At 68.3% G+C, this 26,218-nt stretch carries 17 protein-coding genes and 2 pseudogenes; 8 read left to right on the forward strand and 11 right to left on the reverse strand.

Annotated features, from left to right (window positions below; translation table 11 throughout):
- Nucleotides 1-33: 33 nt before the first annotated feature.
- The 8 genes and pseudogenes from gyrA to J4573_RS56925 form a co-directional block, all read right to left on the reverse strand.
- A complete protein-coding gene (gyrA, locus tag J4573_RS40945) occupies nt 34-2,544 on the reverse strand; it encodes a DNA gyrase subunit A (RefSeq protein WP_208261542.1) in 2,511 nt (836 codons plus the stop codon).
- Nucleotides 2,545-3,026: 482 nt separating this feature from the next.
- Nucleotides 3,027-4,964, reverse strand: coding sequence for a DNA topoisomerase (ATP-hydrolyzing) subunit B (gene gyrB / locus J4573_RS40950; RefSeq protein ID WP_243774392.1), 1,938 nt, complete (start codon nt 4,962-4,964; stop codon nt 3,027-3,029).
- A gap of 786 nt (nt 4,965-5,750) precedes the next feature.
- Complete coding sequence (locus tag J4573_RS40955) at nt 5,751-6,275, reverse strand: DciA family protein (protein ID WP_307797315.1); 525 nt, start codon at nt 6,273-6,275, stop codon at nt 5,751-5,753.
- Nucleotides 6,268-7,392, reverse strand: a complete 1,125-nt coding sequence (gene recF, locus J4573_RS40960; RefSeq protein ID WP_208261544.1) for a DNA replication/repair protein RecF — start codon at nt 7,390-7,392, stop codon at nt 6,268-6,270. Before recF ends, J4573_RS40955 begins: the two co-directional genes overlap by 8 nt.
- A 306-nt stretch (nt 7,393-7,698) precedes the next feature.
- A complete protein-coding gene (gene gnd, locus J4573_RS40965) occupies nt 7,699-8,622 on the reverse strand; it encodes a phosphogluconate dehydrogenase (NAD(+)-dependent, decarboxylating) (RefSeq protein WP_208261545.1) in 924 nt (307 codons plus the stop codon).
- Nucleotides 8,623-8,897: 275 nt separating this feature from the next.
- The gene (gene dnaN / locus J4573_RS40970) at nt 8,898-10,025 is read right to left on the reverse strand and encodes a DNA polymerase III subunit beta (RefSeq protein ID WP_208261546.1); all 1,128 of its coding nucleotides are present in this window, start codon (nt 10,023-10,025) and stop codon (nt 8,898-8,900) included.
- A 1,084-nt stretch (nt 10,026-11,109) separates the two neighbouring features.
- A pseudogene (gene dnaA / locus J4573_RS56920) lies at nt 11,110-12,595 on the reverse strand (chromosomal replication initiator protein DnaA); the annotation flags it as partial.
- Between the two features lie 980 nt (nt 12,596-13,575).
- Nucleotides 13,576-13,776 (reverse strand): annotated as a pseudogene (locus J4573_RS56925) (hypothetical protein); the annotation flags it as partial.
- 804 nt (nt 13,777-14,580) lie between these two features.
- On the opposite strand from J4573_RS56925, the gene rpmH reads away from it, so the two are divergent.
- The 5 genes from rpmH to J4573_RS41005 are packed head-to-tail and all read left to right on the forward strand — an operon-like array spanning nt 14,581 to nt 16,949.
- Entirely contained in the window at nt 14,581-14,718 is a 138-nt protein-coding gene (rpmH, locus tag J4573_RS40985) for a 50S ribosomal protein L34 (RefSeq protein WP_019633682.1), read from the forward strand.
- A gap of 34 nt (nt 14,719-14,752) precedes the next feature.
- A complete protein-coding gene (rnpA, locus tag J4573_RS40990) occupies nt 14,753-15,094 on the forward strand; it encodes a ribonuclease P protein component (protein ID WP_243774393.1) in 342 nt (113 codons plus the stop codon).
- Complete coding sequence (gene yidD / locus J4573_RS40995) at nt 15,091-15,453, forward strand: membrane protein insertion efficiency factor YidD (protein ID WP_208261548.1); 363 nt, start codon at nt 15,091-15,093, stop codon at nt 15,451-15,453. The genes rnpA and yidD overlap by 4 nt, the downstream gene beginning before the upstream one ends.
- Complete coding sequence (yidC, locus tag J4573_RS41000) at nt 15,450-16,427, forward strand: membrane protein insertase YidC (protein WP_208261549.1); 978 nt, start codon at nt 15,450-15,452, stop codon at nt 16,425-16,427. The genes yidD and yidC overlap by 4 nt, the downstream gene beginning before the upstream one ends.
- Before the next feature lie 36 nt (nt 16,428-16,463).
- Nucleotides 16,464-16,949, forward strand: a complete 486-nt coding sequence (locus tag J4573_RS41005) for a Jag family protein (RefSeq protein ID WP_208261550.1) — start codon at nt 16,464-16,466, stop codon at nt 16,947-16,949.
- Nucleotides 16,950-17,821: 872 nt separating this feature from the next.
- On the opposite strand, the gene J4573_RS41010 is transcribed toward J4573_RS41005, so the two are convergent.
- A complete protein-coding gene (locus J4573_RS41010) occupies nt 17,822-18,295 on the reverse strand; it encodes a DUF6458 family protein (protein WP_208261551.1) in 474 nt (157 codons plus the stop codon).
- Nucleotides 18,296-18,468: 173 nt separating this feature from the next.
- On the opposite strand from J4573_RS41010, the gene rsmG reads away from it, so the two are divergent.
- The 3 genes from rsmG (at nt 18,469) to J4573_RS41025 (ending at nt 21,306) form a co-directional block, all read left to right on the forward strand.
- A complete protein-coding gene (gene rsmG / locus J4573_RS41015) occupies nt 18,469-19,119 on the forward strand; it encodes a 16S rRNA (guanine(527)-N(7))-methyltransferase RsmG (RefSeq protein ID WP_307797317.1) in 651 nt (216 codons plus the stop codon).
- A gap of 308 nt (nt 19,120-19,427) precedes the next feature.
- Nucleotides 19,428-20,303 (forward strand): ParA family protein, encoded by an 876-nt coding sequence (locus J4573_RS41020; RefSeq protein WP_372442998.1) that lies wholly within the window; start codon nt 19,428-19,430, stop codon nt 20,301-20,303.
- Between the two features lie 25 nt (nt 20,304-20,328).
- The gene (locus J4573_RS41025; protein WP_208261553.1) at nt 20,329-21,306 is read left to right on the forward strand and encodes a ParB/RepB/Spo0J family partition protein; all 978 of its coding nucleotides are present in this window, start codon (nt 20,329-20,331) and stop codon (nt 21,304-21,306) included.
- 1,991 nt (nt 21,307-23,297) lie between these two features.
- Here J4573_RS41025 and J4573_RS41030 read toward each other — a convergent pair.
- Both J4573_RS41030 and J4573_RS41035 read right to left on the reverse strand, forming a co-directional pair.
- On the reverse strand, nt 23,298-24,239 hold the full coding sequence (locus J4573_RS41030; protein WP_208261554.1) for a D-alanine--D-alanine ligase family protein: 942 nt from the start codon (nt 24,237-24,239) through the stop codon (nt 23,298-23,300).
- 468 nt (nt 24,240-24,707) lie between these two features.
- Nucleotides 24,708-25,940, reverse strand: a complete 1,233-nt coding sequence (locus tag J4573_RS41035; protein WP_208261667.1) for an aminotransferase-like domain-containing protein — start codon at nt 25,938-25,940, stop codon at nt 24,708-24,710.
- Between the last annotated feature and the right edge of the window lie 278 nt (nt 25,941-26,218).

Genomic DNA, 26,218 nt, shown 5'->3' on the forward strand with positions numbered 1-26,218 from the left:
TCCTGGCTAACGGGATCGGGGACGAGTCCGAGATCACTCACTCTCGCTCTCCTCGCCCGCTTCGGCATCTGCGTCATCCATGGACTCTACGTTCCTTGCGATGGCGACGATGCTGTCGCCCTCCGCGAGGTTCATGAGACGAACCCCCATGGTCTGCCGGCTGGACTGCTTGATCTCGGCCGCGCTGGTACGGATGACGCCCCCGTTCGACGTCATCGCGAAGACCTCGTCCTCCAGGCCGACCATCAACGCCCCTACCAACCTGCCCCGAGATTCCACGATCTTAGCGGTGAGGACTCCCTTACCCCCACGACCCTGGAGTGGATATTGGTCCACTGGGGTGCGCTTTGCGTATCCGCCCTCCGTGGCCACCAGGACGTCCTGCGTTTCCTCCTGGATGACCAGCATGTTCAGAACCTCCTGATCCTCTTCGAACCGCATGCCGATAACACCGCTGGTAGCGCGGCCCATGGGGCGCAGCGAGTCGTCGTCGGCGCGGAACCGGATCGCCTGCGCGCCGGTGGAGACCATCAGCAGGTCGTCCTCGGGGCACACCAGCCGGGCGGCGATCACCTCGTCATCGTCCGCCAGGTTGATGGCGATGATCCCACCCGTGCGGGGTGAGTCGAAGTCGCTCAGCGCGGTCTTCTTGACCTTGCCCTGCTTGGTGCCGAGCACGAGGTAGGGCGCCACCTCGTAGTCGCGCAGGTCCATGACCTGGGCGATGTGCTCATCTGGCTGGAACGCCAGGAGGTTGGCGACATGCTGGCCACGCGAGTCGCGGCCGGAATCGGGCAGTTCGTACGCCTTGGCGCGGTAGACCCGGCCCTTGTTGGTGAAGAACAGGATCCAGTGGTGCGTCGTGGTGACGAAGAACTGGTCGACGATGTCGTCCTGCTTCAGCTGCGCGCCCCGCACGCCCTTGCCGCCGCGCCGCTGGGCCCGGTAGAGCTCGGTCTTGGTGCGCTTGGCGTAGCCGCCGCGGGTGATCGTGACGACGACGTCCTCTTCGGCGATCAGGTCCTCGTACGACACGTCGCCGTCGAACGGGATGATCTCGGTGCGCCGCTCGTCGCCGTACTTCTCGACGATCGGGGCCAGCTCCTCGCCGACGATCCGGCGCTGCCGCTCGGGCGAGGCCAGGATGTCGTTGTAGTCGGCGATCTCGGCCATGAGCTTGTCGTACTCGTCCATGATCTGCTGGCGCTCGAGGGCGGCGAGCTTGCGCAGCTGCATGTCGAGGATGGCCTGCGCCTGGATCTCGTCGATCTCCAGGAGCTGCATCAGGCCGCTCTGGGCCTCGGAGGCCGAGGGGGAACGGCGGATGAGGGCGATGACCTCGTCGATCCGGTCCAGCGCCTTCAGCAGCGCGCGCAGGATGTGGGCGCGCTCCTCGGCCTTGCGCAGCAGGTAGCGGGTGCGCCGGACGATGACGTCGATCTGGTGTGCGACCCAGTAGCGGACGAACTGGTCCAGGCGGAGCGTGCGCGGCACGCCGTCGACCAGCGCGAGCATGTTCGCGCCGAACGTCTCCTGGAGCTGGGTGTGCTTGTACAGGTTGTTGAGAACGACCTTGGCGACCGCGTCCCGCTTGAGGACGATCACCAGGCGCTGGCCCGTACGGCCGGAGGTCTCGTCGCGGACGTCGGCGATGCCGTCGAGCTTGCCGTCCTTGACCAGGTCGGCGATCTTGAGGGCCAGGTTGTCCGGGTTGACCTGGTAGGGCAGCTCGGTGACGACCAGGCAGGTGCGGTTCTGGATCTCCTCGACCTCGACGACCGCGCGCATGGTGATCGAGCCGCGGCCCGTACGGTAGGCCTCCTCGATGCCCTTGCGGCCGACGATCAGGCCGGCGGTCGGGAAGTCGGGGCCCTTGACCCGCTCGATCATGGCCTCGAGCAGGTCCTCGTCGGAGGCGCCGTAGTTGTCCAGGTACCAGTTGACGCCCTCGGCGACCTCGCGCAGGTTGTGCGGCGGGATGTTGGTCGCCATGCCGACCGCGATGCCGGCCGAGCCGTTGACCAGGAGGTTCGGGTAGCGGGACGGCATGACGTCCGGCTCCTGGGAGCGGCCGTCATAGTTCGGCGAGAAATCGACGGTCTCCTTGTCGATGTCGCGCAGGAGCTCCATCGCCAGGGGGGCCATGCGGCACTCGGTGTACCGCATGGCGGCCGCCGGGTCGTTGCCGCGGGAACCGAAGTTGCCGTTGCCGTCGACCAGCGGGTAGCGCATCGACCAGGGCTGGGCCAGCCGCACGAGCGCGTCGTAGATCGCCGAGTCGCCGTGCGGGTGGTAGTTACCCATGACGTCGCCGACCACGCGGGCGCACTTGAAGTAGCCGCGGTCGGGGCGATAGCCGCCGTCGTACATCGCGTACAGCACCCGCCGGTGCACCGGCTTCAGCCCGTCGCGCACCTCGGGGAGCGCTCGCGACACGATGACCGACATCGCGTAGTCGAGGTAGCTCTGCTGCATCGAGCTCTGGATGTCGACCGGCTCGATGCGGCCCCCGCCGCCCTCACCCTCGGTGGTCACTTCCGTCACCTGAAAGACCTCTTCTGCTCAATAAGTGGAACTGGGACTGCCTGACCTGGACTCGGCCGCGACCTCTGGCCGGGATCTAGCGTCTGCACCTGTGCCGATCCCCTCCCGTCGCTCGTTCCTGGTCGGCGCCCCTCACGTTCGGTTCGGGCCCCTGCCTCACGACCCGCGCCTCTGGTCGATGGCCCCTGCCTGATGCTGTGGACCCGTGGCCCTGACCTGGCCTGGCCAGTGGCTCTGGCCTGCTGCCTTGGCCCTGCCCTGCTGCCTTGGCCCTGCCCTGCTGGACTTGGCCAGTAGCCCCTGGCCCTGAACCCTGGCCTTGGGCTGTGAGCCCTGGCCCGTCTGAGCCCTGGTGGGCCCTGGACCGCAGGCCCCTGCTGGTGGACCTGGATTGAGGCCCTGGGCCCGTCTGGCCAGTGGTGGGCGCTGGCCCGCTGGTCCTTGGCCGGGGCGCGCGCCGTGGCTGGTGGGCCATGGCCGCCTCAGATGTCGAGGAAGCGGACGTCCTTGGCGTTGCGCTGGATGAACTCCCGGCGGGGCTCGACCTCCTCGCCCATCAGAACGCTGAACAGCTCGTCCGCCTGGGCGGCGTCGTCGAGCTGTACCTGGAGCAGGACCCGGTTGTCGGGGTCCATCGTGGTGTCCCACAGCTCCTGGGCGTTCATCTCACCGAGACCCTTGAAGCGCTGGATCAGGTCGCGGGGACGCGGGTCGCGCTTGCCGGCCGCGATCCCGGCCTCGACGATCGCGTCGCGTTCCCGGTCGGAGTAGGCGTAGTCGGCGTCGCCGCCCCGCGCGTCCCACTTGATCTTGTAGAGCGGCGGCTGGGACAGGTACACGTGGCCGGCCTCGATCAGCGGCTTCATGAACCGGAACAGCAGCGTCAGCAGGAGCGTGTTGATGTGGTGACCGTCGATGTCGGCGTCGGACATCAGGATGATCTTGTGATACCGCAGCTTGGTGATGTCGAACTCGTCGTGCACGCCGGTGCCGAGCGCGGTGATGATCGCCTGAACCTCGTTGTTCTTGAGGATCTTGTCGATGCGCGCCTTCTCGACGTTCAGGATCTTGCCGCGGATCGGCAGGATGGCCTGGAAGTGCGGGTCGCGGCCGCCCTTGGCCGAGCCGCCCGCCGAGTCGCCCTCGACGATGTAGAGCTCGGACTTGGCCGGGTCGGTCGACTGGCAGTCCGACAGCTTGCCGGGCAGTGAGGTCGACTCCAGCAGGCTCTTGCGCCGGGTCAGGTCGCGCGCCTGGCGGGCCGCGATGCGCGCCCGCGCGGCCTGCGAGGCCTTGTTGATGATCTCCTTGGCCTCGCCCGGGTTCTCCTCGAACCAGTCGCGCAGGTGCTCGTTGACCGCCTTCTGCACGAACGACTTGGCCTCGGTGTTGCCCAGCTTGGTCTTGGTCTGGCCCTCGAACTGCGGATCGGCCAGCTTGATCGAGATGATCGAGGTCAGGCCTTCGCGGACGTCCTCACCGGCGAGGTTGTCGTCCTTGTCGCGCAGCAGGCCCTTCTCGCGGGCGTACCGGTTGACGATCGTGGTGAGCGCCGCCCGGAAGCCCTCCTCATGCGTGCCGCCCTCCGCCGTGTTGATGGTGTTGGCGAACGTGTGGACGGACTCGGCGTAGGAGGAGTTCCACTGCATGGCGATCTCCACCGACATGCCCTCGGTGTCGTCGTTGAAGTAGATCACCGACTCGTGGACGGCGTCCTTCTTGCTGTTGATGTAGACGACGAAGTCCTCGATGCCGCCCTCGTAGTGGTAGACGACCTCGCGCGGCTCACCGTTGATGTGGTCCGGGCGCTCGTCCTTCAGGGCGATCGACAGGCCGCGGTTGAGGAACGCCATCTCCTGCATGCGGCGCGACAGCGTCTCGAAGCTGAACTCGAGCGTCTCGAAGATGTCGCCGTCCGGCCAGAACGTGATCGTCGTCCCGGTCTCCTCGGTGGCCTCACCCTTCGCGAGCGGCTCCACCGGGCCGGTCCAGTTGTAGGCCTGGCGCCACACGTGGCCGTCGGTCTTGATCTCGGCCTCGAGCCTGGTGGACAGCGCGTTCACCACCGCCGAGCCGACACCGTGCAGACCGCCGGAGACCGCGTACGACTTGCCGTCGAACTTGCCGCCCGCGTGCAACGTCGTCAGTACCAGCTCCACGGCGGGACGCTTCTCCACAGGGTGGAGACCCACCGGGATGCCACGGCCGTTGTCGCGCACCCGGACACCACCGTCGGCCAGCAGCGCCACGTGGATGTCATCGGCGAAGCCGGCGAGCGCCTCGTCCACCGAGTTGTCCACGATCTCGTAGACAAGGTGATGGAGGCCTCGCTCTCCGGTCGACCCGATGTACATGCCCGGGCGCTTGCGAACCGCCTCGAGGCCTTCAAGGACAGTGATCGAGCTAGCGTCGTACGCCAAAGGAGATCCTCCTGCCGGGGAAGCTCGCCACCACCCGCGTCCCAACACCAGAACACGGTGTGCCCCGTAACACACGTAAGGGCGCCCGCACGCTCCAGTCGTAGCAACCAAAGCTCCGGGGCGACCCAAGGCGGCGCAGCATCCTGAACCCACATTCATTCTACCGGGTCATGCGACGAAAAGTGGCACTGACGGGCGCTGTATGCGCGTGTGGCGGCCGAGCGGGCACGGAGATACATCCCCCCATGCGCCCAGGGGCCTTCTCAGCCCTACGGGGCCCTCGACGCGAAACTCACCCTCAGCCACGCCGAACACACGTTCGCATCCGTCACACGGCCCTCGCCCACGCCGATCAGCAGCCCCGACCTGTGCCCAACCCTACGAATCAAGCGTCTCCGGCCCGTTCGAGCACATCCACATACCAGCAGGTCTTCGCGTCTAGATCCCATTGTCGGCGCCCCGCGACCCCGATGTAAGCCGAACCACATTCTGTGGATAACTCTTTGGAAGAACGTTCCAGCCCGCTCTGAAGATCCGCCCGAACGCCCACCGAGCCCGCAAAACGCGCACCCAAAGCGGCAGGGGCTCGGCTCGACTCGGCTCGTCCTCAGCAGCGGCTCCGACGAACGCAGCTCCCTGCTGGCCGCGGGTGTACTCGACCCTGGGGACGCCGATGTCGGCTGTCCAGCGAGGTGTCTTGGAGCCGCGTCGGACCTGCGCCTCAGCCTGCGTGGCCACGTGGCGCCGCTGGATTTCGGCGGGCGCACAAGCGGTGCGGAGGTGGGGTTAGCGGACTCGCCAGCCGCCTTGGCGGCGCGGGCCTGAGGTGGGGCCGACCACTTTTACGCGGCGAACGGTGTTGTGGCCCAGTTCCTCGTTCAGGCGCTTGACCAGGGTCGATGACAGAAGGCGGAGCTGGGTGGCCCAGGTGGTGGAGTCGGCCATCACCGTGAGCTCGCCGTTCTCGAAGCGTTCAGGCTTGGTGTGCTCGGCCAGCTCTGGGCCGACGATGCCGGGCCAGTTGCCGAACACGCCTCCCACTGCGGCGCGCTGCTCCCAGCCCCTGTTGGCCATGAGCTCGCGGATGGCCAGGCCGAACGCCTTGGGATCCCCGCCACGTCCGGCTTGCGGAACGCGCGGCTGGCGCGGGCCTTTTCGCTTGCCCTGGCCGGGCACCGAGCCGCGCTTGGCCGCGTCCGCCCTTGCCTGGGCGAGGGCTTCGCGGGCCAGCTCAATCCCGGATTTTGCGGGAGGAGACGTGGCAGAGGAATCCGGATCGGGGGAGTTGTGCACATCCTGTGGATCAGTCACGTGTCACCTGGCCGTCGGAGACGGAGTAGGAGCCGCCGCTGAGTTCGGCGGGGACGTCGGCCGGAACGGCCGCGGTGATGAGGACTTGTTCCGCCGGGGAGACCATCTCGGCCAGCCGGCTCCGGCGGCCCGCGTCGAGCTCTGCGAAGACGTCGTCCAAGATCAGCACCGGGTCATCCCCATCCGCCCGGAGCAGGTCGAACGCGGCCAATCGGAGTCCGAGGGCGAACGACCAGGACTCGCCATGGCTGGCGTAACCGCGCGCGGGCAGGTCGCCGAGACGCAGAACGAGCTCGTCGCGATGAGGGCCGACAAGGCTCACCCCGCGTTCCAGCTCCTGCTTGCGCGACTCGGCCACGCCCGCCAACAGCGCATCGGCGAGCTGTGCACGGTCTGTGGACAACTCTGCGTCGCCGAGGGAGCTCTTGTAGCTGAGATCGGCCAGCCCGCTGCTGGGCGCGAGGGCGGCGTACGCCTTGGACACCAGAGGGCGCAGCGCGGCCACCAGCTCAAGCCGGGCGGCGAGCAGTTCGGATCCCGTACGGGCGAGGTGTGAGTCCCAGACGTCCAGTGTGGACAGGACCTCAGGGCCAGGGGAGCGCCTGTGAGCCGCTGCGGACTTCAGCAGGGCGTTGCGCTGCTTGAGGACCCTGTCGTAGTCAGACCGTACGGCCGCGAAGCGCGGGGCGCGGGCCGTGAGCAGCTCGTCCAGGAAACGACGGCGCTCGCCAGGGTCGCCCTTGACCAGCGAAAGGTCCTCCGGGGCGAACAGCACCGTCCGCAACATCCCCAGGATCTCGCGTGGCTTGGGGATAGGGGATCGGTTCAGGCGCGCACGGTTGGCCTTGCCCGGGTTGATTTCGAGTTCGATGAGGGCCTTGCGGTCATCCTTGACCACCCCGGCGCGCACGATCGCACGCGGTGCGCCCTGGCGGACCAGGGGAGCGTCTGTGGACGCGCGATGACTACCATGCGAAGCCACATAGCCGATGGCCTCGACGAGGTTGGTCTTCCCCTGCCCGTTCGGGCCCACGAACGACGTGACCCCTGGCTCGAGCGCGACCTCGGCGGTCGCGTATGAGCGGAAGTCCTGGAGCGAAAGGTGGGCCACGTGCACGGGACACGAGCGTAGAGCCTTCCGCCCCCGACAGCGTCCTCGGCGGCCCGACGGCTAAGGGCACAGCTTGCTGACCATGGCGTTTGCCTTCGCCGCGCCACGCAACACCCGCCCGCGCCACGCAACACCCGCCCGCGCCACGCAACACCCGCCCGGGGCGCATGACGCCGCCTCGCCTGGTGTACGAGCGCCTGGCGGTCCCTGCAGCGCACAAGAGGGCGCAGGAGCACGCAGGAAGGGCGCAGGAGGGTGCGTAGTGCCTCGGGCGGTGCGGAACGACGCGACGGACGCCCGAGGCAGCGCTCGTCAGGTCTGGGGCGGGGCCACGTCCGTGCTGGGAGCGCCCGCGCCCTTGCTCGCGGACTCGACGGCGTGGCCGCCGAACTGGTTGCGGAGCGCGGCGACGACCTTCATGGCGGGCGAGTCGTCCTGGCGTGAGGAGAAGCGGGCGTACAGCGACGCGGTGATGGCGGGCAGCGGCACCGCGTGGTCCACGGCCGCCTGTACGGTCCAGCGACCCTCACCGGAATCGTTGGCGTACCCGCGGATCTCGTCGAGTTCGGGATCGTTCGCCAGCGCGCGGTTCATCAGGTCCAGCAGCCAGGAGCGGATGACCGTGCCCTCCTGCCAGCTGCGGAACGTCTCCGGCACGTTGGTCACGACATCGCTGGCCTCGATGAGCTCGTAGCCCTCGCCGAAGGCCTGCATCATCGCGTACTCGATGCCGTTGTGGACCATCTTGACGAAGTGGCCGGCACCGATCTTGCCGCTGTGGACGAAGCCGAAGTCGCCCTCGGGCTTCAGCGTCTCGAAGATCGGCATGACGTGCTGAACGTTCGCCTCGTCGCCGCCGACCATCAGCGCATAGCCGTTCTGCAGGCCCCAGACACCGCCGCTCACGCCGCAGTCGACGAAGCCGATGTTCTTGGCTGCCAGCTCTTCGCCGTGCTTCAGGTCGTCCACATAGTGTGAATTACCGCCGTCGATGACGATGTCCCCGGGCTCGAGGAGTTCCCCCAGCTTGTCGATGGTCTCCTGGGTGGGCTTGCCCGCGGGCACCATCACCCAGACGGCGCGCGGCGCGGACAGTGCCTTGACCAGGTCCTCCAGCGAAGCGACGTCGCTGATGTCCTTGCTGTGGTCGTAACCCACGACCGTGTGGCCGCCCCGGCGCAGACGTTCGGCCATGTTGCCGCCCATCTTGCCGAGCCCGATGATCCCCAGCTCCATGTTCAACTCCCTGTGCGTATGTGGACAGCCCGGCCCCACAGCTGAGCCATGCCCCCGGTAAGCCATGCCCCCGGCTTTTCCGAGCATGCCCCATGCCTGGGCGCCGTTCCCCTGCGGGTGATGGGTGAACGGCTCGCCGGACTCCTGGATGCTTGGACGCCCCGAAAGACCGGGCGCCCAGGGCGCCGGATTCCTGGACGGCCTGTGCCGGATGGTCCTGCGGGAGCGGTTTACGAACCCCCGCAGGCATCCCTCACATGCCCCAGAACAGATCCTTACCCAGACAGGCGCACCGGCATGATCAGGTAGCGGTAATTGGGGTTCTCGCCGTCCTGCGGCGGCTTGCCGGTGAGGACCGCCGGCTTGGTGGGCGTGGTGAACGAGAGCCGGGCGATGTCCGAGCCGATGTGCGACAGGCCGTCCAGCAGGAAGCCGGGGTTGAAGGCGATGTCGATGTCCTCGCCCTCCAGCGTCGCCTCAATGGCCTCGACGGCCTGAGCCTCATCGCCGGTCCCGGCCTCCAGGACGACCTCTCCCTGGCTGAACGAGAGCCGTACAGGCGTGTTGCGCTCGGCGACCAGGGAGACGCGCTTGACCGCCTCGATGAACGGCGCGGTCTGGATCTCGGCGAGACCCGCGTACTCGCTCGGCAGCAGCGAGCGGTACTTCACGAAGTCGCCGTCCAGCAGCCGCGAGGTGGTGCGGCGGCCGCCGCCCTCGAAGCCGATCATGCCTTCGCCGGTGCCGCCCGCGCCGCCGAGGGCGATCGAGACCTCGGCGCCCGAGGTCAGCGACTTGGCGGTGTCGGCGAGGGTCTTGGCGGGAACGAGGGCGACCGCGGAGAAGTCCGGGCGCTCCGGCTTCCAGTGCAGCTCCCGTACGGCCAGCCGGTAGCGGTCGGTCGCGGCGAGCGTGACGGTCTCGCCCTCGATCTCGACCCGTACGCCGGTCAGCATCGGGATCGTGTCGTCGCGGCCCGCGGCGACGGCGACCTGGTTGACGGCGGCCGCGAACTCGTCACTGCCCACCGACCCGGCGGCCGGAGGCATCTCCGGCAGCGTCGGGTAATCCTCCACAGGCATGGTGAGCAGTGTGAACTTGGCGCTGCCGCAGCGCAGCATCACCTTCGCCCCGTCCGTCGTCACCTCCACAGGGTGGGGAGGCAGGCTGCGGGAGATCTCGGCGAGGAGACGGCCGGACACCAGCGCGGTGCCCGGGTCCTCGACGTCGATGTCGGTGGAGACCTGCGCGGAGACCTCGTAGTCGAACGCCGACAGCTTCAGGCGGTCACTGGCGTCGAGATGCATGCCCGCGAGGACCGGTACGGGCGGGCGGACCGGGAGGGTCCGTGCCGTCCAGGCCACGGCCTCGGCGAGGGCGTCTCTGTCGATGCGGAACTTCAAGTGGACCCGCCTCCTGCAGGTTTCGGACTAGGGGTGAGGTGGAAGAGCTCAGTTGGCGGGCTCGGGTCGGTTGATCCCCAGGCCCTAGTTTGAGTTGAGTTCTTTCTTGAGTAGATAACAGAGGTAGTACTAGTCATAGGGGCCGTGGATAGTGTGGACATCCCGCGTTTTCCCAGGTGAGAGCGCGAATCCCCGTCCACGGCGGCTGTGCAGTGAGCGTGGATCGGCGAACGCCGCCTGAGGACGACGACATCGTCCTCACACGCCGTCCTCATGTATTCCCCTGGTTGTCCACGAGTTCTCCGCAGGTTCGCGGGCCGGATCGAGGCCTGTTCACATCGCGTCGAGCGTGATCCGAATTCGTCAACATGACGTCCCCAGGCATTCCCCAAGCCGTCCACGAATTCGTCCCCATGGCGGCCGGCCGGAGTCCCCAACCGGTCCCCAGACCGTCCACGAATTGTCCTCAGGTTCTCCGCAGGTTGTCCCCCTGCTTTTCCACCGGGATCCCCAGAGTTTTCCCCAGCCTGTGGGAGTTGAGGTGGGGTGCTCTGTGTGGGTCTGTGCTGGTCCGACCGCTGGTGAACGGCCTTCCGGAGCCCCTCTGAGGGTGTCCGCGACCGGCCGCCGGCGTTGTCCACCGATGTGGAACCTCCGTCCACCGGATCACGCCCGCTTTCCACCGGCCTGAGACCGGTGGAAAGCGCCGTGAGACCGGTGGAAACCGCCGTGGCAGCAGTGGAAACCGAAGCACCGCCCCGCACCTGCGCAAGCGAGGCGGTACGGCGGTCCAGCGGCGCGAGGGCGGCGCCGCGGTGCAGCGCCGCGAGTGGGCGTGGACGGCGACGCAGCGGTGCACGGCGGTGCCTGCCGTCTGCCGAGTTCACCACCGCCGGCCCCCCGTTCCATCGAACGCCATCGCACGCCATCGCGCTCCCAGGCCATCGCCGCCTTCGCGCCATCAGAGCCCCTGCGCCTTCACAGCCCCTGCGCCTTCACAGCCCTTTATCGCCGCGACCCGCGTCCGTCGAGTCCGCCCCGCCCGCCGAGCGGAGCCGAACGTCCTGGCTCGGGTCGCGATCACTCAGCGTTTGCGCGCCTGATGCTTGATCCGCCCCGTCAGCTCGGTGACCTGGTTGTAGATCGCGCGACGTTCGGCCATCAGTGAGCGGATCTTGCGTTCGGCGTGCATCACCGTGGTGTGGTCGCGGCCGCCGAACTGCTGCCCGATCTTGGGCAGCGACAGCTCGGTGAGCTCCCGGCACAGGTACATCGCGATCTGGCGGGCCGTCACCAGCATCCGCGACCGCGAGGGCCCGCAGAGGTCCTCGATCGTCGTCCCGAAGTACTCGACCGTCTGCGCCATGATCATCGCTGCGGTGATCTCGGGCCCGCTGTCGTTGGGGATGAGGTCCTTGAGGACGATCTCCGCCAGCTTCATGTCCACCGACTGGCGGTTGAGGCTGGCGAACGCGGTCACCCGGATCAGCGCGCCCTCGAGCTCGCGGATGTTGGTCGCGATCTGCGAGGCGATGAACTCCAGCACGTCCGGGGGAGCGGCCAGGCCCTCCTGCCGCGCCTTCTTCTGAAGGATCGCGATCCGAGTCTCCAGCTCGGGCGGCTGAACGTCGGTCGTCAGACCCCACTCAAACCGGTTGCGCAGCCGGTCCTCCAGCGTCACCAGTTCCTTGGGCGGCCGGTCGCTGGAGATGACGATCTGCTTGCTGGCGTTGTGGAGGGTGTTGAACGTGTGGAAGAACTCCTCCTGCGTCTGTTCCTTGCCCTCCAGGAACTGGATGTCGTCGACGAGCAGGATGTCGACGTCCCGGTACCGACGCCGGAACCCGTCCGCCTTGCCGTCGCGGATCGAGTTGATGAAGTCGTTGGTGAACTCCTCGGAGCTCACATACCTCACCCGCGCGCCGTTGAAGAGGCTCTGCGCGTAGTGGCCGATCGCGTGCAGCAGGTGGGTCTTGCCGAGGCCCGAGTCGCCATAGATGAAGAGCGGGTTGTAGGCCTTGGCCGGCTGCTCGGCGACGGCGACGGCCGCCGCGTGCGCGAAGCGGTTCGAGGAACCGATGACGAACGTCTCGAACGTGTACTTCGGGTTCAGGCGTGCGTGCTCGGCGCCGGCCGTTCCGCCGCCACTTCCGCTTCCACTTCCAGCACCGCCACCCGATCCGGCGGACGGGGGGCCACCGCTCTGAGACGCGTTGCCCGCACCACCGCCCGGCCCACCGCCAAGTCCTCCACCCGGCCCGCCGGGGCCCGGGCCACCACCACTGCTCGGGCCGACGCCCGGCTGATGCCCGCCGGGAGCCTCCTCGTCGCGCAGGGAGTCTTCACTGCGGTACGGCTCGTCCGGCTGGGAAGGGTAGACGTCCTCGGGATTGCGTCCACGCGGGCCGAACGGCACTTCGCCGTGCTGGGGCTCGCCGCGGCCGGGACGCAGGGCGCCAAGCGTGCGGTCGTTCAGGTGTGAGGGGGCATGACCGCCGGAGTGGGAGGGGCTGCCGCCCTGCTGTCCTGGCTGGCCCTGCTGCCCGGAGTGACCCTGCTGGCGTCCGGGGAGCTCACCGCCCCGCCCGTACGCTTCCTCATTACCGTTGGCGCTTCCGCGGCCGTAGCTCTCCTCGCTACCGCCGGCACCGCGCCCATAGGTCTCTTCGCCGCCGGTGCGGCCGTAGCCCTCGGAGCCGTACGACTCGGGGCCGTATCCCTCAGAACCGTTCCCGCCCATGCCGGACGAGCCCGGACCGTTGAACCCGCTACCCCCAGAACCGGGACCCGGACCGGCACCCGGTCCAGGACCGGGTCCGGGTCCGGGACGTCCGCGCCCGGGATATCCGCCGGGCCCGCCGGGCTGCTGCTGTCCGCGTCCTTCGTACGGGGGCTGCCCCCCGCGTCCGCCTCCGGCAGGTCCTCCGGGGCCTAGGCCATATGCGGGGGGACGAGGGGCTGCGGGATATCCGCCACCGTGTTCGTTATCACGCTGCGGCCATCCACGTTCTTCCTCCGCCGGTGGATAACCGCCAGGACCGGACCCGCCTGGAGCGCCGTGTCCCCGGCCCGGCTGGGGAAGACCGCCGCCTCCACCGCCATAACCCTGGTCGCCGTACGGCTGCTGCTGCTCGCCATAGGGACGGTCGTACGACTGCTCCTGATAGCCCTGGTCGCGGAACGGCTGCTCCGCATAACCCGGCTCGGAGTAGCTCTGCTCGCCCGAGTAGCTCTGCTCGCCCGGGTAACCGCCCTGCTCATTCGAGTAACCCTGCTGCTCGCCATAGGAGGACTGCTCGCCGTAGGGCTGCTGCTGCTCGGCATAGGGACGTTCGCCATAAGAAGAAGGAGAGCCTGTCTCCGGACCACGGTCCTGAAGGCCTTGTCCAGCTGCTCCGGCTCCGGCCGGAGGCCCTGCCTCAGGGGCGCCGGTGGGCGAAGGCTCGGGATGAACGGTCACCGCGACCCTGATCTCCCGGCCGAGCTCGTGCGAGAGCGCCTGGGTGATCAATGTGCGGAGCCGGGTCTCAAGGGTGTTCTTGGCGAACTCGTTGGGCGCCGCCAGCAGCGCGGTCCCCTCCACAAGAGCAAGAGGACGGACCATGGGCAGCCACGCCCGGAAGTTCGGAGCGAGATCGCCTTCGGAGAGTGCTGCGAGGGTGCGGGCCCAGACCGACGCGAGATCTTGACCATCCATGTACGGACCCCTCCCAAATTCCCCGTCCACCGGGAGTACCCGGCTGCCCAGCATCCCCACGGGCGCGATCAGGCCTCACCAAGCACTTCGCCGCCGCGGGAGACTTACTCTCTCACGAGTTGTCCACAGAGTTGTCCACACGCTGTGTATGAGCATGGGATGCCTGTGCAAAAGCCCACACCGGAACGGGCCGTTTGGAGATTTCAAAGGACTCAGGGCAGGTCACCGCGAGTCCCGGGAGGGAAGGAAGCCGGGTCCGTACGACCCTGGGGGAGACCCCTGGATCCGCCGGCTCGCCGGGAGACCTTAGCGCCCGTTCGCGGGTACCCGCAACCGCTCCGAACCCACTCGAAGCCACCCGCGAACGCCCGTCTCGGCCGCCCCTCCATACCCGTCCACACCTCGCCAAACCCGAGCCCCGGGTCACCCCCGAAGCCCCCTCAGCAAGTCACACCTGAACCCACCCAACTCCCCGCTCAAGGCCTGCTGCCCGGCGCCTGAATTTGAAATTTCGAGTGACGCAGGTCCGTAGGCGTGTTGTGGATGACTCGGCGCGTCCGGCGCGTCCGGCGCGTCCGGCGCGTTCGCCGTGTCCGTCGTCAGCCAGGAGCGAACGCGACTTGGCGCCCAAACGCCGAATCCCCTGCACGATGCGCAAACGAAGGGGTTTGGCGAGATGGCTTCCGTTTGACCTGGGGGGCAGGTAGCCCGTAACGTTCTGAGGTCGAGTCGCATCGACGGAGATGACGCGTGCCCGCCGAAGCACGGATGGGCCCCCGCTGCGGGGGACCGGACGCGGCCCGCGATGCGAGCTTTCGAGCCTGAAGAACCATTTCGACCGCAGCACTGGAGCCTCGAGTGAGCAAGCGTACTTTCCAGCCGAACAACCGTCGTCGCCACAAGAAGCACGGCTTCCGGCTGCGCATGCGCACCCGCGCCGGGCGCGCCGTTCTCTCCGCGCGGCGTGGCAAGGGCCGCGCGCGCATCGCGGTCTGACGCACCCATTTCGATGCTGCCGTCCGGACACCGGATGCGGCGGCGGGACGACTTCACCTTGGCCGTCCGGCGTGGTCGACGCGCCGGACGGCCAACTGTCGTCGTTCACCTGCTTCGTCGTGAACAGGACGCCGAACCTGACCCGTTGGTCGGGTTCATCGTGGCCCGCAACGTCGGGAACGCGGTGACGCGTAATTCCGTACGACGCCGCCTGCGGCACCTCGTGCGTGCGCACCTCGATCGACTTCCGCGGGGTAGCCTGCTCGTAGTACGTGCCAATCCCCCCGCGGGGACGGCGCGCCACGACGAACTGGCCGCGGATCTCGAGTCGGCGCTCGACCGGCTGCTGCGGCCAGTGTCCAAGGGGCGGAAATGAGGAGCCAGTCCGGGGCCGAGGCCCCCGATTCGCATGCGGTCACGGGCACCGGCACGAGACCGAGTCTCGCGGCACGCCCGCTGATCCTCCTCGTTCTCGCGTACCGCCGCTTCTTGAGCCCTCTGCTCGGGCAGCAGTGCCGCTTCCAGCCCAGCTGCAGCGCGTACGGTCTGGAGGCCCTCCAGGTGCACGGCGCGTTGCGCGGCACCTGGCTGACGGTCCGCCGGATCGGCCGGTGCCACCCCTTCAACCGAGGCGGATACGACCCGGTGCCGCCTCGCAAGGGAAGCACCCCCGATGATCTCCGGCCGCTAGGTGAGCGGCCCCGCCCTAGCAGAGCCCAAGGAGCTGCCGAGTGAGTTGGCTTAATCCACTATTCGAAGTCGTTGCCCAGCTCATCGTGTGGATCCACAGTGCGCTGAGCCTTGTCGTCCCCGAGGACAGCGGCTGGGCCTGGGGCGGCGCGATCATCCTCCTGACCGTGATCTTGCGGCTGCTCCTGGTGCCGCTCTTCGTGAAGCAGATCCATGCTTCGAAGAAGATGCAGGAGCTGAACCCCAAGGTCCAAGCGCTGCGCAAGAAGTACAAGAACGACAAGCAGCGCCTCAACCAGGAGGTCATGAAGCTCTACCAGGAGAACGGCGCCAACCCACTGTCGGGCTGCCTGCCGCTCCTGGTCCAGATGCCGGTCTTCATCGGCCTCTTCCAGGTCCTGAAGCGGATCTCGGACGCCAAGCCGGGCCAGGGCGTCTTCGCCATGACCCCGGAGCTGGTTCAGAGCGCCCAGAACGCCAACATCTTCGGGGCCCACATCCCCGACACGTTCCTCAACGCCTGGAACGCCAGCAACAAGAGCTGGAGCGCCATCGTCGTCACCGGCATCGCGGTCGTGATCAGCTCCTGCACCACGTTCTTCACCGTCCGGTCGAGCATGCAGCGTCAGAAGATGCAGCAGGGCGCCATGGACGACGGCAACCCGATGATGCAGGCGCAGAAGATGATGGTCTTCCTCGCGCCGCTCTTCGGCCTCTTCGGTCTGGGCTTCCCCCTCGGCGTCCTTCTGTACTGGGTCACCTCCAACAGCTGGACCCTGGCGCAGCAGCACTACATCTACTCGCGCTACCAGAAGTCCGACGTCGAGGCGAAGGCCGCCGCCAACGGCAAGGCCACCTCCACCGGCACCGCCAAGGCTTCCTCCACCGGCCTCAAGGCCAAGCTGAAGAAGGAAGTCGACACCCCGCAGCCGGCCGCCGAGGACGATAAGCCCAAGGTCGTGCGGAACCAGCCGACCCGTAAGCCGCGCAGCAAGCGCAGCGGCAGTCAAAAGCGCTAGTTTGAACCCCGGTCCTTGTCGAAGAAGGAGATCCCGTTGAGCCAGACCGACACCACCGAGGTCGACGTCCAGGCGCTCGAGCAAGAAGGCGAGATCGCCGCCGACTACATCGAGGGTCTGCTGGACATCGGTGACTACGACGGCGACATCGACATGGACGTCGAGGGCGAGCGCGCCATGGTGGCCGTCGTGGGCGGTGCCCTGGACGAGCTGGTCGGCAAGCGCGGCGAGGTCCTCGAAGCCCTCCAAGAGCTCACCCGCCTGGCCGTGCACCGTCAGACCGGCAACCGCACCCGCCTGATGCTCGACATCGGCGGCTACCGCGAGCGCCGGCGCGCCGAGCTCACCAAGCTGGGCCAGGACGTCGCCGCCGAGGTCAAGCAGAGCAGCCAGCCCAAGCCGCTCGCGCCCATGACCCCGTTCGAGCGCAAGATCGTGCACGACGCCGTGGCCGCTGCCGGTCTCCGCAGCGAGTCCGAGGGCGAAGAGCCCGAGCGCTTCGTGGTGGTCCTCCCCGCCTGATCAAGCGCCCCAAAGGCCCCCCGATCCACCTGGATCCGGGGGCCTTTGCTTTGCCCTCCCACCCCCGTTGATTCCATGCAGCCGGCAAAGGCTGGACGCCGCGGCTTGCCTAGCGGTGTGATTCGGCTCTGATCGCCGAGGCCACTGAACGGTCTCTGGCCAACAGCTCGGTGTGATCCAGCCCCCTGGAGAACCCCCACATCGTTGGCGGAGCTGTGATCTGCTGCCGCGAAGACCTTTCTGCTGCAGACGCGGAACGCGGACCTCATGCTCGGGGAAGCGCGTCGCCGCGCGCATCCGGCGACTCGCATACAGCCTGCTGCTATCCAAGCGCACCGTGCGTCCGCTCTCGGCGCGACCGCGGCCTCGCCCGCGCGGCCTCGCCCGCGCGGCCGGCTCGCTTGGGTGAGGTCCTGTATGCATTGCCGACTCCGGCCTGAGTGAGTCCCGAGCATCCGCTCATCACTCGACAGCAGGCAGCACGTTTGGTTCGGCCGCACCAAGACCCGATCGTGTGAGTGGTGCCTCGTGGTCGCGCCTCGGCGTTGGCTCACTCCGCCGCGCCTGGATCACCCGCTCGTCGAACGGGGGCGTTCAATCGGGCAACTGCGGTTGTACGAATTGGCGAGCGAGTGAGCGAGTGAGCGAGTGGTCGGTCGGAGGGGGTGGTGGCGTTCAACTTGCCAGCGGATCGGCCGCGGTGATCGAGAGCGACAAAAGTTGACCCAGATGGCTTCTCCAGGAAGCCTTCAGAGCGCCGTTCCCTACCGCTGACGCCGAAAATTCGGCGAGAACGGCCGAGAGAACGGCGCTCAGCGAAGACTGTGGTATTTCCGCAGGTCAGAGGGGGCCTAGAGAGGCGCCCTGGAGGGTTAAGGGCGCCGTTCGTGCGGTGCGCGGCGGGAAGTTGCGATGGTCGGGCTGGGGATGTTCGCTTTTGCCGGATCATTCTGGATGGCCGGGTCCTGACCGATCGCCGGATCCTGGCTCGTGTGGCCGCGCTCGATCGTCTCGCCGGGGCGCTCGACCGTGCGTTCGATGTGCTCGACCGGGCCGTGCGGGGTCTGCTCGATCGTGCGCTCTTCGTGTACGACCGTCTCGGGTGATGACTCCTGAACGACGGTGTCCGGCTGCTCGGGCTCGAAGTACCCGGGGTCCGCACCGGTCATGAGGTTCCGGCGTTGCCGCGGCCGCGTGTACATGAGGGTGAAGGCCATGCTGAGGGCGCCGGCCAGAATGAGGATCAGGCCGACGACGTGAATGTCCACACCGCTGAGATTGACGCGGACGGCGAAGGTGAGGATCGCACCGAGCGTGATGAAGGCGATGCTGACTCCCAGTCCCATGACCCGGAGCCTCCTTCCGTGGCAGGCGGGCATGTTCTGGTCCCGCCTTTACCCCGTCAGCGGCGAATATTCCTGCCGGACAGGGGGTCCGGGAGATGTATCTGGGTGACCAGTCGCCTTACGGCACGTTTCATGTGTGCGCGGTCCCGACATTATGTGGAACGATTCGTACGGTGGGGATCGCGAGTGAAGTTTTCGGTGAGGCGCTGCCGCGGGCTGAGCGGTACGCGGAGTTTCTCGCCGATGCCGGGGTCGAACGGGGCCTGATCGGACCGCGTGAGGTCGATCGGCTCTGGGAACGACACCTGATCAACTGTGCCGTCGTCGCCGAGGCGGTGCCCGCGGACGCGCGCGTTGTCGATATCGGCTCGGGCGCCGGGCTGCCGGGCCTCGTGCTGGCGATCGTACGGCCGGACCTGTCGATCACCCTCCTGGAGCCCCTGCTCCGGCGGACCACCTTTCTCAACGAGGCCGTCGAGATGCTGGAGCTCAAGAACGTCGAAGTCCGCCGAGGCCGCGCCGAAGAGGTCGCCAAGGACCTTTCGGTGGACGTCGCCACCGCCCGGGCCGTCGCTCCTTTGGAACGACTGGCCAAGTGGGCCCTGCCCCTGCTCCGGCCGGGCGGGGAACTGCTGGCGATGAAAGGTGAACGCGCGGCCATTGAATTGGAGGAGGCCGAACCCGTCCTGAAGCGGTTCGGCGTCCGTACGGCCGAACTGCTTCAAGTGGGGCACGGTAAGGTCGAGCCTCCGACAACGCTTGTTCGTGTCGTCGCCGAACGCGCGCCCCGACGCGCAAAAGGGTCGAGGAAGAGGTCTTCATGAGCACGGGACCAGGACTGGGCTGGCCTGACCGCGCCAACGAATCCCCCGATGACGAGACGTCCGGCCTGGGCTGGCCCGGTCAGGGCGAGGAGCCCGAGGCCGGGGAACAGCCGCCCGAGGAGCCGTCCGGCGAGTCCGCTGAGTCCGGCGAGCCGGAGGGACCGGCGGGGGAGACCCCGTCCGGGCACGCTATGTGGGGAAACACAACGTCCGGGACCGCGGAGACCGTCGGCTACGTACCGACCAATGGCGGCACGAACCAGCCGTCGAGTCCGCGCAAGGGACCATCTCAGGGGGAGTCACAGCTCGTGCGCGAGGCGCTCAAGGACGCCAATGTTTCACAAGAAACAGTGGCGGTGATCAAGGCAAGCTCGGGCCGCAGAGAGCGGGAGTGGCCGAGGCCGGATCACTGCCGGGTCATCACGATCGCGAACCAGAAGGGCGGCGTCGGCAAGACGACCAGCTCGGTCAACCTGGCGGCGTCGCTGGCGATGCACGGCGCTCAGGTGCTGGTCGTCGACCTAGACCCGCAGGGGAACGCGTCCACGGCCCTCGGGGTCGAGCACCACGCGGAGATCCCGTCGATCTACGACGTGCTGATCGAGGACACCGCGCTGGCCGACATCGTCGTCCCGGCCGCCGACATCCCCAACCTCTTCTGCGCCCCGGCGACGCTGAACCTCGCCGGCGCGGAGATCGAACTGGTCTCCAAGGTCGCCCGGGAGTCGCGCCTGCGCCGCGCCCTGGACGCCTACGACACCGACAAGTTCGACTACGTACTGATCGACTGCCCGCCGTCCCTCGGGCTGCTCACCGTGAACGCCCTCGTCGGGGGAGACGAGCTCCTCATCCCGATCCAGTGCGAGTACTACGCGCTGGAGGGCCTCGGACAGCTGATCCGCACGGTCGACCTGGTCAAGTCGCATCTGAACCCGCAGCTCGCCGTCTCCACCATCCTGCTGACGATGTACGACGCGCGCACCCGCCTGGCCGCCCAGGTCGCGGACGACGTGCGCAACCACTTCGGCGAGGTGGTCCTCAACACCGTCATCCCGCGGAGCGTCCGCGTCTCCGAAGCGCCGAGCTACGGCCAGTCGGTCATGACGTACGACCCGGGTTCCAGCGGCGCCCTCGCCTACAGCGAGGCCGCCTCGGAGATCGCCCATCGCGGAGCAGCGCAGTGATTTCGACCGCACCCGAGGGGGACGCGTGAGCCAGCAGCGACGAGGTCTGGGCAAGGGCCTCGGTGCCCTCATTCCCACCGCTCCGCCCCCGGGCACCCCGGGGACGACGGGGGAGCCCGGCCTCCCTGGCGGCCCCGGCGGCTCGGACGGCGCCGCGCTCACCGAAATGCAGCCCGTCGCGGGAGCGCACTTCGCCGAGCTGCCGCTGAAGTCCATCAGGCCCAACGCGCAGCAGCCGCGCAAGAACTTCGACGAGGCGGCGCTCGAGGAGCTCTCGGAGTCCATCGGCATCGTCGGGCTCCTCCAGCCCATCGTCGTCCGCAAGATCGACGACGCGGAGCACGACTACGAGCTCGTCATGGGAGAGCGCCGCTGGCGCGCCTCCCAGCACGCGGGCCTCGACGTCATCCCGGCGATCGTCCGCGACACCGGCGACAACGACATGCTCCGGGACGCGCTCCTGGAGAACCTCCACCGCGAGCAGCTCAACCCGCTGGAAGAGGCAGCGGCCTACCAGCAGCTCCTGGAGGACTTCGGCGCGACCCACGAGCAGCTCGCCAGCCGCATCGGCCGGTCGCGCCCGCACATCACCAACACCCTGCGCCTGCTGAACCTGCCGCCCGCCGTCCAGCGCCGCGTCGCCGCCGGAGTCCTCTCCGCCGGCCACGCCCGGGCGCTCCTCTCCCTCGACAGCGTCGAGGCCCAGGAGAACCTGGCCGGCCGCATCGTCGCCGAGGGCCTCTCGGTCCGCGCCGTCGAAGAAATCATCGCCATGCGCGACGTCGACGACTCGCCCGAGGCACCGCGCCAGAAGCGCAAGAAGCCGGTCGCGCCCGCCCTCAAGCAGCTGGCCGACCGCCTCTCCGACCGCTACGAGACCAAGGTCCGCGTCGACCTGGGCCGCAGCAAGGGCAAGATCACCGTCGAGTTCGCCTCCCTGGAGGACCTCGACCGCATCATCAAGACCATGGCACCCGACGAAGAAGGCATCGGCGACGCCTGACCCGTTCCGCCACCACCAACGCCCCGGGCTCCCACCCGGGGCGTTCGCATTCCTGCCCGTGTTTCACATGAAACCAAGCCGGAGAATCCTTCTCCCAGCACCAACCGCAGCCACCAAGAACCCCTCGATGCGCCGCCAGCCCGTACGCGGTGCCCGCCTCGATCAAGATGCCCGCGCGGACTCAGCACCGATACGGGCCACGCCCGCCTCAGGGCCGATCAGGGCGCCGGTCACCCTCAAACCAATGACCCGCTGGACGCGCCCAGCCTCGACCACGGCGGTCACCGCGCGCCTGGGCAATGCCCGCGAGGCCGCCCCGCACGTTCCGCGTAGGTAGCGGCGTGCCCTCACGACCAATCACCGTTGCGCCGGGTGTGGGCGGAGCCGTCCAGCGCGCCGACCGTGACCGTCAGCCCGGAGTCCGCGCATTAGACAGCCCACCACCAGGTTAGGCCGCACCGTTAGCTGGTGCTCGGACGGATAGGACAGGAACCCGTCATGGAACGTCGCCAGCGCCGGATGGCAGCAGGCAGGCATCAATCGGAGCCGGTCCTCGGGCAACCCGTTCGGCCCTTCTGGTCCCCGTGGCCGCCTGCCAATGGCAGCCAACTGACCAACCCATCCTTCTGGTCCCGTGGCCGCCCGCCAGTGCGCCGCCAACTACCAACTCAGCGCTGCCGGATGCGGCGTCGCCGGGGTGGCCACCACGTGGGCCGCGCCCGACCCCACCACCTCGATCACCGGCTAAGGCGACCGGCCGACCCCGAGCTGGCGCCGCGGTGCTGCCGCAGAATCGGAAGGAGGAGGGGCCGGCGATCCGGGAACGCAGGCGCCGCAGCGGATTCCCTAGGGGCGTCTCAGGTCTCGCAGACAGCACGTGCTGCCGTTCGGACGACAGGAAGGTCATGTGCGCACCCCTCCGAGGCAAGGTGCGGGGCCGCTCTGCCGGAGCCATATGGACCGGCGGCGGGCTTCCCCTGCGAGTGGGAAGCCGGGACCGGCGGCCCCACGGCGCAGTCGCTCAAGCCGGAGCTATGTGCGGGTGGCTCCGCCAGGTGTGAGGACGGCTATGACGCGCTGGGAGTCTGCCTCTAGTGCCTGCGGTGCCTCAGAACGGGGCGCCCAAGCCGCCTGTTCGGCGTTCCTGCGCTGACACGCGGCGGGTGCGGTCGTCGTGCTGGGCGCGGCAAGCCACAGAAGGAGCCGTGGGGCAATCGGCTGGGAAGGCCAGCGCCCCACGTACGGCCTCGGGCCGGTGCACGGTGCGCGGTGCCCAAGCCGCCTGATGCGCTGGGTCCTGGCTGGCGCATACGTGAAGGCGCCTCGTCAGAACGTGGGGTGAGTCGGGTGGCGGCAAGGAGCGCGCGCCACTACACCAGAGTGGTTCGCAGATAGCACCTCAGCGTCAGTGCCCATCGTCGCTGGTTTCGCCGTGCCCATCTCCGATGGCGACAAGGCACTGTCGTACCCCTTCCGCGGACTGCTGGCTAGACACCGCTGGGTCGGCGTTGGGACTCCGCGGTCACTGTGCTGATCTCTGGGTGACACCGCATCGATCGTTCCCTCCTCTCAGAGGCTGCTGGCTTCCCAACGGGCGTGCTCGGCGCCCATTGTTCTCCCGGGCCGGCAGCGAAAACGGGAGAGGGGGCCGTGCACCGAGGCTCCACTAGCCAGTCCGAACGGAGACGCATGCTGGGGGAGACGCGGACCATCGCGCATCCGTCGGCGCTTACCCGGTCCCACCACGGCAGCCTTCGGTCGGGAGGCATGTGCTCCGGGGCGTCAGCCAATTAGAGCCGAGGCACGTCCAACGGGCCGGTCTCCTCGCCAATCTGCGTACGTCCGCCGGAGCGGCCGGACCTTAGTCGCCGGCCGCCACCGGGGCCGCGCATGCGGGAGCTACCTTCCCGGCGGGCGGCGTGAACGGCTGATCTGGAGGTCGCTCGTGCGTGGAGCGGGGCGATGTTTCACGGGAAACCGGCGCGGGGGAGCTAGGCGAGGCGGCGGAGGATGAGGTCTCGGCAGACGGCGCCTAGCTCTAGACCGGCCACTGAGACGGCTCGGGGGAGGAGGCTCGTCTCTGTCATTCCGGGCGCGACGTTGACTTCCAGGAACTGGACCTCTCCGGCGGCGTCGACGATGAGGTCGGTTCGGGAGATGTCGCGGAGGCCAAGTGCGCGGTGTGCGGTGACGGCGGTCTCGGCGACGCGGGCGGCCGCTTCGGGGGAGAGTCGGGCTGGCGTGACGAACTCGGTGTCGCCGGCGTCGTAGCGGGCGGTGTAGTCGTACAGGCCACCGGGAGCCAGGATCTCGACGGGCGGGAGCGCGACGGGGCCGCCCTCGCGGTCGATGACACTCACGGCCACTTCGGTGCCTTCGACGTACCGCTCAACGAGAGCGGCGTCCCCGTAGGCGAAGCAGCCGACCATGGCGGCCGAGAGTTCGGCGGCCTCACGTACGACGGAAGCGCCCAGAGCGGAACCACCGCGGGTGGGCTTCACCGAGAGCGGTAGACCCAGGCGGTCGATGATCCGAGCGAGGACGGAGGCGGCGCCGAGGTCGTGGAAGATTTCCTTGGGGAGCGCCACGGAGGCGGGCGTGGAGATTCCGGCGCGGCGGACAACGGCCTTGGCGCTCGGCTTGTCCCAGGCGACTCGGCAAGCGTCCGGGCGGGCGCCAACGTAGGGGACTTGAAGAAGCTCGAGCACGTCTCGGATCGAACCGTCCTCGCCGGCGGCGCCGTGCAGGACGGGGAAGACGGCGTCTGGGGGATCGCTCGCCAGGGAGTCCAGGAGAGTGGCGTCTGCGTCCCGGAGTTCCACGGGGATGTCGAGGGACCGGAGGGCTTCGGCGACGCGGCGGCCTGAGCGTAGTGAGACCTCCCGCTCGTAGGAGAGGCCTCCAGCTAGGACGATCACGTGCCCGAGTTCCAATCCAGTGCCCTTTCAGACGTCGGCTCCGTAGAGACGAAAGTGCTTTCGGTCGACCCTGCGCCGGGTGTGGTGGCGCTACCGACAGCATGGTGGAGTTTGTGTCGCACAAGGAAATCAGAGTGGAGGGAGTGCGTGTCTCAGGCGGCCGGAGGCCGGTCGATGGCGCCTACGGGTGACGGTTGGTGGTAGCTAGGAGCACGTCGGTTCGCTGTTCGTCGGGGCGAGAGATTGTGAGGCGTGCGGACGGCTCCGGCTGCTGATTCTGACGCGCTGACATGTCCGCCAGCGGCCTCGCGGACGCGTGGACGCGAAGTTGATCAGCAGGGCTTTTTCGGCAGCGGCTGAGGTTGGCCCCTCGGACGGCGGTTGATGTTCCTTTGGCTTGTCTGGCGTTGAGATCGCGGGGCTCTCCAAACGCAGAAGCGCCCCCCGGGCCTCACGGGCCGAGGGGCGCTTCTGGTGGATGGATCAGACGGTGTCGGGGCCGGGGGTGTCGACGCCTAGGGTCGGGTAGCCGCCCGTACCGCCGAACGTGTCGCGCAGCTGGAGCTCGGCCTCGATGACGCCGGCGAGGCGGCGGACGCCCTCGCGGATGCGGTGCGGCTCCGGGTAGCAGTACGAGATTCGCATGTGGCGGTGGCCGGTTCCGTCGGCGTAGAAGCCGGTGCCCGGGACGTACGCCACGCGCTGGGCGATGGCGCGGGGAGCCATCGCCTTGGAGTCCAGCCCCTCAGGGAGCGTCAGCCAGACGAAGAAGCCACCGGCCGGGTTCGTCCACGTGCATCCCTCGGGCATGAGGGCGGCGAGAGACTCGAGCATCGCGTCGCGGCGTTCGCGGTAGAGCTCGCAGAAGCCCTTGATCTGCTCACGCCACGGCTGCGTCGTCAGGTACTCGCGTACGGCCAGCTGCGTGAAGCTCGACTGGCACAGCACTGCGGACTCGGCGGCGAGCACGAGCTTGGCGCGTACGGCGTGGGGTGCCAGGGCCCAGCCGACGCGGAGGCCCGAGGCGATGGTCTTGGAGAACGAGCCGAGATAGATGACGCGGTCGGCATCGTCGGCTCGGAGGGCCCGCATGGGCTCGCCGTCGAAGCCAAGGAGGCCGTACGGGTTGTCCTCGATGATGAGGACGTCGTATCGCGCGCAGATCTCGAGGATCTGGGCGCGGCGGGCCTGGGTGAGCGTGACGCCTGCCGGGTTCTGGAACGTGGGGACCGTGTAGAGGAACTTGACGCGGCGGCCCTCGCGCTGGAGGCGTTCGAGCGTCTCGCTGAGCGCGGAGGGGATGAGCCCGCCCTCGTCCAGCGGCACGTGCACCACGTCGGCCTGGTACGAGGCGAACGTGCCGAGCGCGCCGACGTAGGAGGGGGCCTCGGCGAGCACGACGTCGCCCGGGTCCACGAAGATTCGCGTGATGAGGTCGAGCGCCTGCTGCGCGCCGACGGTCACGATCACGTCGTCCGCGGAGGCCTGGATGCCCTCGAGGGACATCACCTCGCAGATCTTCTCGCGGAGGACGGGGTCGCCCTGCGCCGATCCGTACTGCAGGACCTCGGCGCCGTTGCGCGCGATCAGGTCCCCGGTCATCTGCCCGACGGCGTCCAGGGGGAGCGCGGAGACGTACGGCATGCCTCCCGCGAGGGATACGACCTCGGGGCGGGCAGCAACGGCGAACAGAGCCCGGATCTCCGAAGCCACCATGCCGGCGGCACGCGCGGCGTAGCGATCGGTGTAGGCATCTGTACGCGTGTGCTGTTCCACGTGGCCACCTCCGAGGGTGCTTTTGGGTTCCTTGCAAACTACGGCATCGCCGTCGCCCGGTACGGGGGAGCCCCTCCGCGGCGCCTTCGCCGGGACGGGGCCCTCTGTCGGATACGATGCCCGAGGATCCCGGCTTGTTGCCGGGAATTTCCTAGAAGTGGCGCTCCGCACGACTGACCCCGAAGCCAGTACACGCTCGTTCCCAGGTCCTCGACCGC

Origin of the sequence: Actinomadura barringtoniae, from assembly GCF_017573505.1 — a bacterium.
GTDB classification, from domain to species: domain Bacteria; phylum Actinomycetota; class Actinomycetes; order Streptosporangiales; family Streptosporangiaceae; genus Spirillospora; species Spirillospora barringtoniae.

Bases quoted from the DNA above. Each gene is read 5' to 3' on its own strand.
- J4573_RS41010 (WP_208261551.1), bottom strand. From the start codon at position 18,295: ATGGGACTGGGAGTCAGCATCGCCTTCATCACGCTCGGTGCGATCCTC.
- gnd (WP_208261545.1), bottom strand. From the start codon at position 8,622: ATGGAGCTGGGGATCATCGGGCTCGGCAAGATGGGCGGCAACATGGCC.
- J4573_RS41035 (WP_208261667.1), bottom strand. From the start codon at position 25,940: ATGGTGGCTTCGGAGATCCGGGCTCTGTTCGCCGTTGCTGCCCGCCCC.
- yidD (WP_208261548.1), top strand. From the start codon at position 15,091: ATGAGGAGCCAGTCCGGGGCCGAGGCCCCCGATTCGCATGCGGTCACG.
- rnpA (WP_243774393.1), top strand. From the start codon at position 14,753: ATGCGGCGGCGGGACGACTTCACCTTGGCCGTCCGGCGTGGTCGACGC.